Here is a 14,397-nt window from a genome sequence, read left to right on the forward strand (position 1 = left end):
CTTTTTATATTTATCTTTTATAGAAGAAATCAGTAAACTTAAACCACAGTTTACTGATTTCTGACTTTATGCCTTGACCAATAAAGATCTCACTGCACCAATCAAATATAACGATCCTGCAATACATAAAATTTTGTCAGGTCCTGCTGCCAATTCACTTGCTTTTCTCAAACCATCTTCAATGGAACTTGCAACTTCTACTTGTTTTGCAATAATTTTATTTGCAATATAGGCAGGTTCCGCTGCACGCTCAGATAATGGCTCTGTTACAACTACACTATCGTCGGCTTTCACAAGTGCTTTTAAAATTCCATCAATATCTTTATCTTTTAAAACCCCTAATAAAAAAACGATTTCTTTATCAGAAAAATAAGTATCCAAATTGATCCGCAAACTCTGCGCGCCCGCAATATTATGCGCTCCATCAACAAGAATCAGATGATCCTCTTGTGAAAGTACTTCAAACCGACCGGGCCAGCTAACGGTAAGCAAAGCATTATGAATCGCTTCGCTCGTAATTCGTTTTTCACTATTTGCTAATACAAGTGCCGTCATAATTGCGACAGCACTATTTTCAACTTGATGCTGACCTAATAAATTTAAAACATAGACCATCGCCACACCCATCAAATCAGCCGAAAAAGTGATTTCTTGCTTATGTCCGTCAAACGCTTTAAAAAAACTTTCAAAATCTTCACCGGCAATAAACATATCAGCACTTTTCTGTTCAGCAACTTTTCGGATGATATCTAAAGCCTCACCTTTCGCTGCCGTAATAACCGGGACGCCTTCCTTAATAATGCCTGCCTTATGTTCAGCGATTCCGGCTAAGGTTCCTCCACAACGATCCGCATGTTCAAACGTCACATTGGTAATAACAGAAACCTCTGGTTTAATCACATTTGTAGAATCAAGCAGGCCACCCAAGCCAACCTCAATCACCGCATATTCAACTTCCATCTTCGAAAAATAATAAAACGCTGCGGCAGTAATGACCTCAAACTGTGTCGGGCTCTCACCACCTTCTGCAAGAATCCTATCTACAAATGTACTGACATATGCAATACTTTCTGCAAAATCCTCTTCTGAAATGTTTTTTCCATTCACTTGCATCCGTTCGGTATAAGATACCAGATGCGGTGAAATATACATGCCAGTTTTAATTTTTGCATTATTCAAAATGGCCGTTAACATGGCCGTTGTAGAACCTTTACCATTCGTTCCAGTCACATGAATTGTTTTATATTTATTTTGTGGATTTCCCATAAGCACGAGTAATTGAGTGATGCGTTTCAATCCTAAATTAATTCCGAATTTGTTTAGTCCATCTAAATACGTTAATGATTCTTGATAATTCATTTTATCAATTCCTTTTATAAACTAGCCAAATATGCTAGTCGTTCATTAATCGCAGTACGCTTATCTTCAAAACTTTTTTGTTTTTCTTTCTCTTTTTCAATAACCTCTTTTGGTGCTTTCGCAACAAAACCTGCATTCGCTAACTTTCCACTTACGCGCGCTAATTCTTTTTCCAGAACTGTTAATTCCTTATTCAACCGTGCTGTTTCTTTTTCTACGTCAATTAAACCTTTTAACGGCAAGTAAATTTCCACACCATCTACCACAGCAGCCATCGCATTATCCGGCTTTTCTACTTCTTTTTCAAGGATACGAACTGGCTCCGCTGCTGCCAATACCCTTAAATACTCGGCATTGGTTTCTACAATGTCTTGCAGCTCTTTCGATGCAAAATGAAGAACAACTTCACTTTTCTTACCAGGCGCAACATTCACTTCCGCGCGCATATTACGAACCGCCTTGATAATTTCCATGATTGTAGACATCTCTTGTTCCACTTCTGCTCTCAATGTAATATCCTGCAGCGCAGTAGGCCAAGCTGCAACCATAATACTTTTTCCTTCATGTGGAATATGCTGCCAAATTTCCTCTGTAATATAAGGCATAAATGGATGCAATAATTTTAATGTATTTTCCAAGACATAACAAAGAACATACTGCGCTGTTTTCCGCTTAGCGACCGCATCTTTATTATATAGCCGGGCTTTCACCATTTCAATATACCAATCACAAAACTCATTCCAAATAAACTCATACAGCGCTCGTCCAGCTTCACCAAGCTCAAATTTCTCTAAATTATTGGTTACTTCCTCCACAGTTTTGCTATAACGACTGAGAATCCATTGATCAGCAAGCGTATAATCTGCCTGACTTGGTTTAAAAGTTCGATCAAACCCTTCTAAATTCATCAATACAAATCTTGAAGCATTCCATAATTTATTCGCAAAGTTTCTCGTAGATTCTACACGCTCCCAATAAAAACGCATATCATTCCCTGGTGTATTGCCAGTAATCAGCATGAAGCGCAACGTATCTGCACCATATTTCTCAATAACCTCTAATGGATCAATTCCATTTCCCAGAGATTTGCTCATCTTCCGTCCTTGAGAATCGCGAACTAACCCATGAATAAATACATGTTTAAACGGTATATCCTTGCCAAATTCTAATCCCATCATAATCATTCTAGCGACCCAGAAGAATATAATATCATAGCCCGTTACTAAAACGCTCGTTGGATAAAACTGCTTAAATTCCTCTGTTTCTTCCGGCCACCCCATTGTCGAAAAAGGCCATAATCCTGAACTAAACCAAGTATCAAGAACATCTTCATCTTGTCGCATGATTTTTCCGCATTTTGGACAAGCATGTACATCTTCTCGAGAAACTACAGTTTCTCCACAGTCCTCACAATACCATGCAGGAATACGATGCCCCCACCAAAGTTGTCTAGAGATGCACCAATCACGAATACCTTCAAGCCAATTCATATAAATTTTTGTAAAACGCTCTGGAACAAACTGAATTTTTCCAGATTGCACTGCCTCCATAGCAGGTTTCGCAAGTGATTCCATTTTTACAAACCATTGTTTAGACACCATAGGCTCAATGACCGTATTACAGCGGTGACAATGTCCAACAGCATGCGCATGTGCTTCAATTTTAACTAAATTTCCAAGATCTTTTAGATCCGCAATAATCTGCTTACGGCATACATAACGATCCATCCCTTTATATTTTCCTGTGTTATCTGCCATCGTTGCATCCGTATTTAATACGATAATCTGTTCTAAATTATGCCGCTGTCCCATTTCAAAATCATTGGGATCATGAGCAGGTGTTACTTTTACCGCTCCTGTACCAAAACTTGGATCGACATATGAATCCGCAAATACCGGTATTTTTCTATTCACAATTGGTAAAATCAAATTCTTACCAACTAAATGCGTATAACGTACATCATCGGGATGTACAGCAACCCCCGTATCACCGAGCATTGTTTCAGGACGAGTGGTCGCGATTTGGATATACTCCTCTGTACCTTCAATCTGGTAACGCAGATGATATAAATGCCCCTCGCCATCTTCATGTTCCACTTCAATATCACTTAATGCTGTATTGCAGCGAGGACACCAATTCGTAATACGATGCCCCTGATAAATTAAACCTTTTTCATAAAGACTCACAAAAACTTCACGCACCGCTTTTGAACAACCTTCATCTAAGGTAAACCGTTCACGCTCCCAATCACATGAAGCGCCTAAACTTCTCAACTGTTTCGTAATTCTACTTCCATATTGATGCTTCCATTCCCAAACTTTTTCAATAAATTGCTCACGCCCTAAATCATAACGTGATATCCCTTTTTCTTTAGCTAACATTTCTTCTACTTTAATTTGTGTAGCGATTCCCGCATGATCAGTACCAGGCATCCATAAAGTATTATATCCTTGCATCCTGCGCCAGCGAATCTGAATATCTTGCAATGTATTATCAAGTGCATGCCCCATATGTAATTGTCCTGTCACATTTGGTGGCGGTATAACTATACTAAACGGTCTTTTATCATAATCTACTTCTTCATGAAACAGTTTATTTTCTTCCCAAAACGCATACCATTTTTTTTCAAATGACTGTGGGTCATACACAGTCGGAATATTTTTGTCTTCCATTTTTCAAACAAAACCTCCCAAATTTATTGCAAAATAAAAAACTCCCCCGCCCAACAAGGACGAAAGAGCAAACTTTCGTGGTACCACCTTAACTTCTTTTGCAAGTTATCCGAACTTACAAAACTCAATTGCCATAACGCAGCACTTGCGACTATGCTTACTGAAAATTCAGCATAATAACTCCGAGTCTACCTTCCGTTAGATCCACAGAGAAACTTTTCAGCTAATAGTTTCCTCTCTATCCAGTGAAATACCAACATACTCTTCTCTTCATCGTCTTTTACTTATCAAATAATATACAGCTTTTTATACCTACTTGTCAATAGTGGTCTTAAAAATTCAAATGATATTGCACTATGCAACCATGTATAACAACTATTTTAACAGTCTTTCTAAATCTCGAATCATATGTAAATGCGTTTCAAATTCCAAATCATTATGATCTTTTTCCAATTGTTCTCGTAATAATTTAATCCTCTCTTGTATTTTTTTTCTGGTTTCTGCATGGATTTCTTTTGATGCATGCATACTAAACTCTCCCTTACCTATAAATTATATTTGTATACAAAAAACCTCTGTGAAAAACACAGAGGTCATCAAATTCAAATGGTGCGGGTGAAGGGACTTGAACCCCCACGGTTACCCGCCAGATCCTAAGTCTGGTGCGTCTGCCAATTCCGCCACACCCGCATGTGACAGCAATACCGTCAGTTGACTTTTATATATTATCATAGTCGTAATATGGTGTCAAGTTTTTTAAGCCTCTTTTAGCAATTGTACCAATAATTCTTTCGTAATTTCTTCCTCTGAATACACGCGAAAACCATGCTTCCTAAGTAATGCAGTTGTTACACCCTGTCCGGCTATTTTTCCGCCACGAAAAGTTCCATCATAGATTTGTTCAACACCGCAGGAAGGACTGCGTTCTTTTAAAATTGCTGTTTTAATTCCATATTGCTCAGCTATTTTTAATACTTTTTCCGCACCACGAATAAAATTTATTGTAACATCCGTATTTATTTTATTTACAACTCTCGCCTTTTGTAACAGAACATCTTGCCCATTTCCCCCTACAATTTCTGCTGGTGGATGCGGAATAGGCAGCTTGCCAAGACATTCCGGACAAATTGCGACGAATTTCCCCAAAGCATTATATTGCATCAACAATGCGTGACTGTTTGCTTCACCATTATATTTTGTGTGATGCCCTAACAGACATGCACTAATCAAAATCATTGCAACACCTCATTTATAATTTAAAGCTTTTCGCTGACAAATTTATTTTCATCGCTAGCTCTGCAAAATTCGCAGAGTTTAATTTTTCTCCAGCCAACAAAGCAACAGCAGCACAAGTTCTCGCATCATCTAACGCATTATGATGGTGAAAATCAATATGAAAATATTGTCCTAATGTCCCTAATTTATGATTTTCAAGTTCCGGCCAAACTTTTTTTGCGATATGCACGGTACAAAAATGATGAAATTTAGGCGGTTCCAAATGATACTCTTGAATACAGCTTTTTAATACACTCATATCAAAGCTCGCATTATGCGCAACAACGATTTTATTTTGCAGACAAGGCTTTAAATCTCGCCAAATTTGAGCAAAATTAGGTTTGTCTCTGACATCATTGGGCGTAATACCATGAATTTGAATATTGGTATACTCAAATTCTAAATTAGGCGGTTTAATCAATGCATAATAAGAATCAAATATTTTTCCGTCCTTTACTTCAACTACAGCCACGCTGCAGGCACTATTTCTCTTATAATTGGCTGTCTCAAAATCTATTGCTACAAAATTCATATATACAATTACCTTTCTTCATCTATTACAAAAAATCCCTTAAATTATTTTAACGCAAGCCTAGCATCGACGCAACAAGAAATTACGAACACACTCTCCCCACGAACAAAAAGTTTTAAAAAAACCAAAAATGGGTGTTGCATCAAAAATGCAACACCCTAGACTGTAGACAAATACTATAGTTAAGCCAATAACTTAGAAAATAATAAAACACCACTTATAAACGAGTACGAAGATAGGTTGTCTACACTCGCTTTGCTTTCAAATACTGATCAATCGCAACAGCGGCCTTCTTGCCTGCCCCCATAGCCAAAATAACAGTCGCCGCCCCCGTCACAATATCGCCTCCGGCAAAAACACCGGTCTTACTTGTTTCACAAGTCTCTTCATCCGCAATTATATTACCTCGCTGCGTTGTTTCAAGACCAGGCGTCGTGGACTGAACCAAAGGATTCGGACCTTGCCCAATCGCCACAATAACAGTATCTACAGAAAGTTCAAATTCTGAACCTTCAATTTCGATAGGCCGACGACGCCCAGATGCATCGGGTTCACCAAGTTCCATGCGAACACATTGTAGCCCCTTCACCCAGCCTTGTTCATCACCTATAACAGCAATCGGATTGTTTAATAATTTAAAATCAATCCCTTCCTCTTTTGCATGATGTACCTCTTCCAAGCGCGCTGGCAATTCAGCCTCACTGCGACGATATACGATATATACATGCTCCGCGCCAAGACGAAGCGCTGTGCGTGCTGCATCCATCGCTACATTGCCTCCACCTACAACGGCAACTTGTTTGCCAACATGAATAGGCGTAGCATTTTCAGGAAATTTATAAGCCTTCATTAAATTACAACGCGTTAAAAATTCATTCGCAGCATAAACACCATTTAAATTTTCCCCAGGTATTCCAATAAAATGTGGAAGGCCAGCGCCTGTTGCAATAAATACAGCAGAAAACCCTTCTTCCTCCATCAATTCATCCACGGTAAATAATTTCCCTGCTACTGCATTTACTTCAATTTTCACACCCATTTTGCGCAAATGGTCAATCTCCGTTTTTACAATTTTATCTTTAGGTAGCCTAAATTCGGGAATGCCGTAAGATAAAACACCTCCCGCTGTGTGCAGTGCTTCAAAAATAGTGACTTTATACCCCATTTTAGCTAAATCCCCAGCTGCTGCAAGCCCTGCTGGACCAGAGCCAATAATCGCTACTTGCTGTGCATCTGCTGCATATACAATTGGTTCAATTTCTTCCCCATTATTCATACAAAAATCCGCAACAAAACGCTCTAATCGCCCAATTGCTACAGATTCACCACGTTTTGTAAGAATACAGTGTTTTTCACACTGTTCTTCCTGTGGACAAACTCTTCCACATACTGCCGGTAAGCTATTTACACTTTTTATTTCAGCCAAAGCATCCTCAAACTTACCTTCTTTGATATGGCTGATAAATGCCGGAATATCAATTTGTACAGGGCATCCCTGCCGACAAAGCGGTTTTTTACAAGTCAGACAACGTTTCGCTTCTTCAATTGCAGTTTCAGCACTATATCCTAAGGTAACTTCGTCAAAATTTTTTGCTCGTATTTTCGGATCTTGTTCCGGCATTGCATGCTTTTTTAATGAGAGTGACATTGACAGTCACCTCCTTGTTCTTTTCCTTGGCTTTCACAATGGCAGATATGTTCTGCTTCCTGTCTTTTATACATACGTTGGCGCGCCATAAGTCCAGCAAAATCTACTTTATGTGCATCAAACTCCGGCCCGTCAACACAAGCAAATTTACTCTCATCACCAACTTGAACCCGACATCCACCACACATGCCTGTACCATCGACCATAATCGGATTTAGACTCACAACGGTCTTAATTCCGTAAGAGCGCGTTGTTTCAGCAACACTACGCATCATCACAACCGGGCCAATTGCAATAACCGTACTTATCTCCATTCCAGAATCAATGAGCATTTTTAATTGATCGGTTACAAACCCTTTATGTCCTCTCGATCCATCATCTGTCGTAATATATACTTCATCACTTACTGCATTCATTTCCTCTTCAAGAATCAGCAGTTCTTCATTTCTCGCTCCCATAATTGAAATCACATGATTTCCAGCTTGTTTCATACCGCGGGCAATCGGATAAATCGGTGCCACACCAATGCCCCCGCCAATACAAACTATATTTCCCATTTTCTCTATATGCGTTTTCTTTCCTAATGGTCCAACTAAATCTAAAATACAATCCCCTTCGGCAAAACTTCCAAGTTGTTTTGTGGAAGCACCAACCTCTTGAAATATAATGGTAATCGTACCTTTTTCACGATCAAAGTCTGCAATCGTTAGAGGTACCCTTTCCCCTTCTTCATCCGTGCGCACAATAACAAATTGACCTGGCTCAGCTTTTTTCGCAATGCGTGCTGCTTCTAATTCAAAAAGTAATACACCCTGCGACAATTCTTTTTTCTTAAGAATTTTATACATTTGTTCACGCTCCTAAAGAAATATAAACTTTACATAGATTGAAATTAAGCTCTCTGTACTTTCAGTAAATTATCCGTGGAAAATCTTTTCCCCACTCTGTTAGCAAAATAAACTATTTATGCCGAACATTTAGAAAATAACAAAATCATTCCACTTATAAACGAGTACGAAGATAGGCTGCCGATTTGTTTGAACTTGAATAACATTCAAGTTTAAACAAATAAATTATATCATAGAATGTACTAAGTTTCACAATAGGATAAATAAATTTTATTTCATTGACTTAAAATATAAAGTACTTTGTATAAATAAAACGCAAATGGACTGCATCATCCAATTGCGTTTTATTTTTGATATTATTTACTAAATGCACCCTTTAAATACGGCAATAGATTCGTTTTTATTGGCATAAAATAAATATTTGTTTGATTCTTCTTAACAAACTGCATCGCACTTTGCGCGAACGCAATATTCCATTCCAAAGTCGGTTTAAAATCTTTTGGGAAAATTACATTATTCTTTGTTTCCCAATAATTCACTGACCGCTCAGACATCACTGGTGATACACCCCAATATACTTCTTTTCCTTCAAGCATTTCCGCATAAATTTCCATATAGCGCAGATCAAAAAAAGGTTGCGTAAAAAATCCCGAAGCGCCGGCCTGCACTTTTCGTTTTATATTGTATTCTTCTTGGCGTAAACTGCTTCGATATTGATCAATCCCAGCATAAATCTTGATATGCGGCAATTCATCACGAAATTTGCGAATTACGTCCGTACTTACTGTGGGATATATTTTGCGTCCCATATCCTGCGGTGGATCACCTGTAACAACAAGAACTTCCTGCATATTATTTTCGAGCAAAAAATCTGCCATTGGCAAAGGTTTATCCAAATCAATATCAATCGCTCTGATATGAGGCATCGCACTATGATAGAATTTTTTTGCAATTTTTGCACCTTCCCAGCTTCGAATATCATATCGTAGCAGTTCTGGTACATTAATGACATCAATGCAGTCAAAATTATCTTTCAACAACATTAATTCCTCATGTATCGCTTGTTCATCCCGTGGCACTAATTCAACAGAAACTCTAGCCATTTTTAACCCCCACATCTAAACAAGAATTAAAACAATCCTGTAATTTTCCCATCATTGGTAATGTCCATTCGCTCAGCAGCTGGTACTTTAGGCAGCCCCGGCATGGTCAATATATTACCGGTCATTGCAATGATAAACCCGGCTCCAGCAGCTATTTTAATTTCACGCACCGTGATTTTAAAGTTCGTTGGACGACCAATCTTTGTCTGATCATCCGTAAACGAATATTGCGTTTTTGCCATACAAACCGGCATATCGGTTAAACCAAATTCGGTTAATTCTTTGATCATTTTCTTTGCTGTCGGCGTATAGTTAACACCATCCGCTCCATATATTTCCCGGGCTATCGCAGCAATTTTTTCTTCAATGGTTGCCTGTATATCATATAAAAATTTAAAATTATTTTCTTTTTCAGCAGCGGCAATTGCTTTCTTCGCCAAATCAATACCGCCATTCCCGCCTTTTGCCCATACTTCTGAAATTGCAACTTCAACGCCCATCGCATTGCAACTCTTTTCAACAAAAGTCAGTTCTTCTTCCGTATCCGTTGGAAATGCATTAATTGCTACCACCGTTGGCAAACCAAATTTTTGCATATTCTCAATATGTTTTGTTAAATTTGTAAGTCCATCTTCTAAGGCTTGCATATTCACATTTGCAAGATCATTCTTTGCCATACCACCGTGCATTTTTAAAGCACGAACAGTTGCTACGAGCACTACGGCATCTGGTTTTATACCAGCAAATCTACATTTTATATCCAAAAATTTTTCAGCACCGAGATCAGCGCCAAAGCCAGCTTCTGTAACTACTACATCCGCTAATTTCAACGCAAATTTTGTAGCCATAATACTGTTGCATCCATGTGCAATATTCGCAAAAGGTCCGCCATGTACAAATGCTGGAGTTCCCTCTAAAGTCTGCACTAGATTTGGCTTAATTGCATCTTTAAATAATAAGGTCAATGCACCAGTTACATTTAATGCTTGTGCTCGAACAGGCTTTCCATCATATGTATAAGCAACAATAATTTTGCCAATTCGTTCCTTCATATCATCCAAATCTTTTGCCAAGCAAAGAATTGCCATCATTTCTGATGCTACCGTAATATCAAATCCTGTCTCGCGAGGAATTCCATGTGCCTTTCCGCCCATACCGCATACAATATTACGCAATGCACGATCATTTAAATCAACAACACGGCGCCAAGTGATGCGGCGACTGTCAATCTGCAATGCATTTCCCTGCTGAAGATGATTGTCTATGACAGCTGCGAGTAAATTATGTGCAGACGTAATTGCATGGAAATCCCCGGTAAAATGAAGATTGATATCTTCCATTGGAACAACCTGCGCATAACCGCCGCCCGCTGCACCACCTTTCATTCCAAAACAAGGTCCAAGCGAAGGTTCTCGTAATGTAACAATAGATTTTTTACCAATTTTACGAAGTGCATCCCCTAACCCGACACTTGTCGTAGTTTTTCCTTCTCCAGCAGAAGTGGGATTAATCGCACTTACTAAAATCAATTTACCATTTTTATTATTTTTAATTCTCTCCCAAGTATGCAAAGAAACTTTGGTTTTATAACGACCATACAATTCCAACTCTTCCTCTGGAATGTCAAGTTGTTCTGCAATTTCTACGATTGGTTGAATAACTGCTTCTTGTGCAATTTCTACATCACTTTTCATCGCGAATCTGAACCTCCTCTATCAAATAATGCATCGTTTGGTGATTTGAATACGTGCAGCCTTTACAGTATTATGCATAAGCATCGCAATGGTAAGCAATCCAACGCCACCAGGAACCGGTGTAAGATAACCGGCAACTTCTTTTACAGTTTCAAAGTCAACATCCCCGGTCAATTTTTTCGGAGCAATTCGATTAATTCCTACGTCAATTACAACTGCATTGGGCTTTACCATATCAGCCGTTACAAAATTAGGCTTACCAATTGCCACAATCAAAACATCTGCCTGTTTCGTAATAGTAGACAAATTTTTAGTGCGAGAATGGCACACTGTAACTGTAGCATTACGTGCTAACAATAGATGAAGCATCGGCTTCCCAACAATATTGCTCCGACCAATAATTACAGCATGTTTTCCTTCCAGATCAATACCAGCCAACTCCAACATCTTAATACAGCCAAAAGGAGTACAAGGTACAAGATGCTCTTGCCCAGTTGCTAACTTCCCAACATTAACAGGATGAAAACCATCTACATCCTTATCAGGATCAATTGCGTTTAGAATTTCTGCTTCGTCAGCATGCATATGTTCAGGAAGCGGCAATTGCACTAAAATCCCATGAATTTTATCACTTTTATTCAGTTGATCTATTTTCTCCAACAACTGTGTTTTGGTGCTATTCACCGGCATTTCAATCACTTCCGAATAAATTCCCACTTCACCACAAGAACGATGCTTATTCGAAACATAGACTTTAGATGCTGGATTTTCTCCAACAATAACTACCGCTAACCCCGGTATTAGACCGAATTCATTTTGCAGTTTTGCAACATCTTTCTTTACAGTTTCTTTTATTTCTGCAGCAAACACTTTGCCCTCTAATATCTTCGCTGTCATAGTTTACCTCGCTTTTATATAAATGATATCACTACATGATTGTAGTATTATAGAACGAGACTTACAAAGGTAAATAAAAAAATGGCAATTCCCACAATTCCATTACGCATGAAATAAACTTGTGTTACTCTTGACAAGTCTTTTGCACTTACAATTGAATGCTGATAAAAAAGCGTTAACATTGCAATCATAACGCCAATATAATAAACAAATTTCAACTGCAAAAGAACACCGACCATCACAAAGCAAATAATACTAATTAGATGCATCCCCTTTGCAATTCGCAGTGCTCCCTCTACCGTAAATTTCGTCGCCATAGAATTTAATCCATGCTGCTTGTCAAACTCTACATCCTGACAACCATAAATTACATCAAAGCCAGCAATCCAGATGCCAACTGCAATACCTAAAAACAAGATAGGTAAAGACACTTCACCCTTGACTGCAACCCAGCCCCCTAAAGGCGCCATTGACAATGCTAATCCAAGCACCAAATGGCAGCAATACGTAAACCGTTTTGTATATGGATAAATAACAAACGGCAAAACCGCAATAGGTGCGACTTTAACACAAATCGGTGCTAAATGTAATGTTGCGACCAAAAATACAATAAAGCTAACTACAATCAAAGCAATTGCTTCCCATGGTTTTACTTCTCCAGTTACCATAGGACGCTTTGTAAATCTAGGATGAAGTTTGTCATACTTTAAATCTATAAAATTATTTAATGCCATAGCAGCACTGCGTGCCCCAATCATAGCAATTGTAATCCATACAAAATCATGCCAGCTTGGAATTCCATCCGTTGCTAAAAATGCTCCCATATAAGCAAAAGGTAAAGCAAAAATGGAATGATGCAATGCCATATTATGAACATGTGCTGTTAACTTACTCAAGACCAAGTTCCTTCCATTTGAGATCTACCTGTTTCTTCATATCATCTGACATTACAATTTCGTCCGGCCATTCACGGTGATTCCCTTCTGACGGCCAAGTCTTCGTTGCATCAATGCCAACCTTAGTTCCCCAATTCGGCATTGGTGATGAATGATCAAGTACATCAAGCGGTCCATCCACCATTACAATATCACGCCTTGCATCAATATTATTGAATACACGCCACCAAACTTCTTTTGTATCTTGCACGTCCACATGTTCATCCACAATGATGATCATCTTTGTAAACATCATTTGTCCCATGCCCCATACAGCATGCATAACTTTCTTCGCATGTTGTGGGAAAGATTTTTTTATAGAAATCATTGCACAATTATGAAATACGCCCTCAAGCGGCAAATTCATATCTACAATTTCAGGCATCTGCATTTGTAAAAACGGCAAGAAAATTCGTTCCGTAGCCTTTGCAATATAACAATCTTCCATTGGCGGCTTACCTACAATCGTCGATGGATAAATCGGATCTTTGCGATGCGTGATACACGTGATATGGAACACAGGATAATCATCCGCTAAAGAATAATAGCCTGTATGATCGCCAAAAGGGCCTTCCCTTCTTAATTCATCCAACAATACGTAGCCTTCCAATACAATTTCACTGTGTGCCGGTACTTCAACATCTACAGTTTCACAAGAGATCATTTCAACTGATTTTTTGCGAAGCATTCCAGCAAAAACCATTTCATCTATATCTCGTGGCAATGGTGCCGTTGCAGCATAAGTTAATACCGGATCTGTACCTATAGCGACAGCAACTTCGATGCGGTCTTTCCCCATCTCTTTATGCTCACGGAAATTTTCCGCGCCATTTTTATGGATATGCCAATGCATCCCTGTTGTCTGTCCATCATATTTTTGCAGACGATACATTCCTACGTTCCGTTTGCCAGTCTTCGGATTTTTAGTAAAGACCAATGGCAATGTAATAAATTTTCCACCATCATCCGGCCAACATTTTAAAATAGGAAAATTATCTAAAGAAGGCTTATCTTTAATAATGACTTCTTTACAAGGACCATTTTTCACATACTTAGGAAAATTAATTGCGCGTTTTGCCGTAGGAATGATACTGATCAAATCTAATTTATTTTGCAAAGAAATATACGGCAACTTCAAAATCTCTCTTATTTCATCCGCAATATCATCCACTTTTTCCACGCCAAATGCAATCGCCATGCGTTCCATACTGCCGAAAGCATTCATCAACACAGGCATATCATATCCCTTTACATTTTCAAACAACAATGCAACATTTTTATCGCCTGTCATTTTAGACACACGATCTGTTATCTCTGTAATTTCTAATTCACAATCAACAGGAGTCGAAATACGCTTCAACAAACCACGATGATCCAACTCTTCAATAAATTCTCTTAGATCCTTAAAAGCCACGCCTAAAGAGCTCCTCTCAA

Annotated in this window: 12 protein-coding genes, 1 tRNA gene and 1 other annotated feature; all 13 genes read right to left on the bottom strand. The window is 38.6% G+C overall.

The features are described 5' to 3' along the window. Nucleotides 1-66: 66 nt before the first annotated feature. The 13 genes from BN6559_RS03055 to BN6559_RS03115 all read right to left on the bottom strand — a co-directional run bounded on the left by BN6559_RS03055 (nt 67) and on the right by BN6559_RS03115 (nt 14,377). Nucleotides 67-1,359: a bifunctional folylpolyglutamate synthase/dihydrofolate synthase gene (locus BN6559_RS03055; protein WP_110953378.1), complete on the bottom strand. Its 1,293-nt coding sequence runs from the start codon at nt 1,357-1,359 to the stop codon at nt 67-69. 14 nt (nt 1,360-1,373) lie between these two features. After that, nucleotides 1,374-4,031, bottom strand: coding sequence for a valine--tRNA ligase (locus tag BN6559_RS03060; protein WP_110953379.1), 2,658 nt, complete (start codon nt 4,029-4,031; stop codon nt 1,374-1,376). Nucleotides 4,032-4,083: 52 nt separating this feature from the next. Further along, nucleotides 4,084-4,314 (bottom strand) — a binding site (T-box leader). Nucleotides 4,315-4,406: 92 nt separating this feature from the next. Then, the gene (locus BN6559_RS03065) at nt 4,407-4,559 is read right to left on the bottom strand and encodes an aminoglycoside phosphotransferase (RefSeq protein WP_110953380.1); all 153 of its coding nucleotides are present in this window, start codon (nt 4,557-4,559) and stop codon (nt 4,407-4,409) included. A 79-nt stretch (nt 4,560-4,638) separates the two neighbouring features. Then, nucleotides 4,639-4,721, bottom strand: a tRNA-Leu gene (locus tag BN6559_RS03070). A gap of 66 nt (nt 4,722-4,787) precedes the next feature. Next, nucleotides 4,788-5,267, bottom strand: coding sequence for a DUF523 domain-containing protein (locus BN6559_RS03075; RefSeq protein ID WP_110953381.1), 480 nt, complete (start codon nt 5,265-5,267; stop codon nt 4,788-4,790). 13 nt (nt 5,268-5,280) lie between these two features. Then, entirely contained in the window at nt 5,281-5,838 is a 558-nt protein-coding gene (locus tag BN6559_RS03080; RefSeq protein ID WP_110953382.1) for a 3'-5' exonuclease, read from the bottom strand. Between the two features lie 244 nt (nt 5,839-6,082). Continuing rightward, complete coding sequence (gene gltA, locus BN6559_RS03085) at nt 6,083-7,486, bottom strand: NADPH-dependent glutamate synthase (RefSeq protein ID WP_110953383.1); 1,404 nt, start codon at nt 7,484-7,486, stop codon at nt 6,083-6,085. Further along, nucleotides 7,471-8,334, bottom strand: coding sequence for a sulfide/dihydroorotate dehydrogenase-like FAD/NAD-binding protein (locus tag BN6559_RS03090; protein ID WP_110953384.1), 864 nt, complete (start codon nt 8,332-8,334; stop codon nt 7,471-7,473). Before BN6559_RS03090 ends, gltA begins: the two co-directional genes overlap by 16 nt. A 356-nt stretch (nt 8,335-8,690) precedes the next feature. After that, nucleotides 8,691-9,437: a methylenetetrahydrofolate reductase gene (locus tag BN6559_RS03095; protein ID WP_110953385.1), complete on the bottom strand. Its 747-nt coding sequence runs from the start codon at nt 9,435-9,437 to the stop codon at nt 8,691-8,693. A 26-nt stretch (nt 9,438-9,463) separates the two neighbouring features. Further along, nucleotides 9,464-11,131, bottom strand: a complete 1,668-nt coding sequence (locus tag BN6559_RS03100) for a formate--tetrahydrofolate ligase (protein ID WP_110953386.1) — start codon at nt 11,129-11,131, stop codon at nt 9,464-9,466. A 21-nt stretch (nt 11,132-11,152) separates the two neighbouring features. Next, nucleotides 11,153-12,028, bottom strand: coding sequence for a bifunctional methylenetetrahydrofolate dehydrogenase/methenyltetrahydrofolate cyclohydrolase FolD (folD, locus tag BN6559_RS03105; RefSeq protein WP_110953387.1), 876 nt, complete (start codon nt 12,026-12,028; stop codon nt 11,153-11,155). 47 nt (nt 12,029-12,075) lie between these two features. After that, nucleotides 12,076-12,924, bottom strand: coding sequence for a UbiA-like polyprenyltransferase (locus BN6559_RS03110; protein WP_110953388.1), 849 nt, complete (start codon nt 12,922-12,924; stop codon nt 12,076-12,078). Continuing rightward, nucleotides 12,917-14,377, bottom strand: coding sequence for a menaquinone biosynthesis decarboxylase (locus tag BN6559_RS03115; RefSeq protein ID WP_110953389.1), 1,461 nt, complete (start codon nt 14,375-14,377; stop codon nt 12,917-12,919). Before BN6559_RS03115 ends, BN6559_RS03110 begins: the two co-directional genes overlap by 8 nt. Between the last annotated feature and the right edge of the window lie 20 nt (nt 14,378-14,397).

Source organism: Massilibacillus massiliensis, assembly GCF_900086705.1.
GTDB lineage: Bacteria > Bacillota > Negativicutes > FLKF01 > FLKF01 > Massilibacillus > Massilibacillus massiliensis.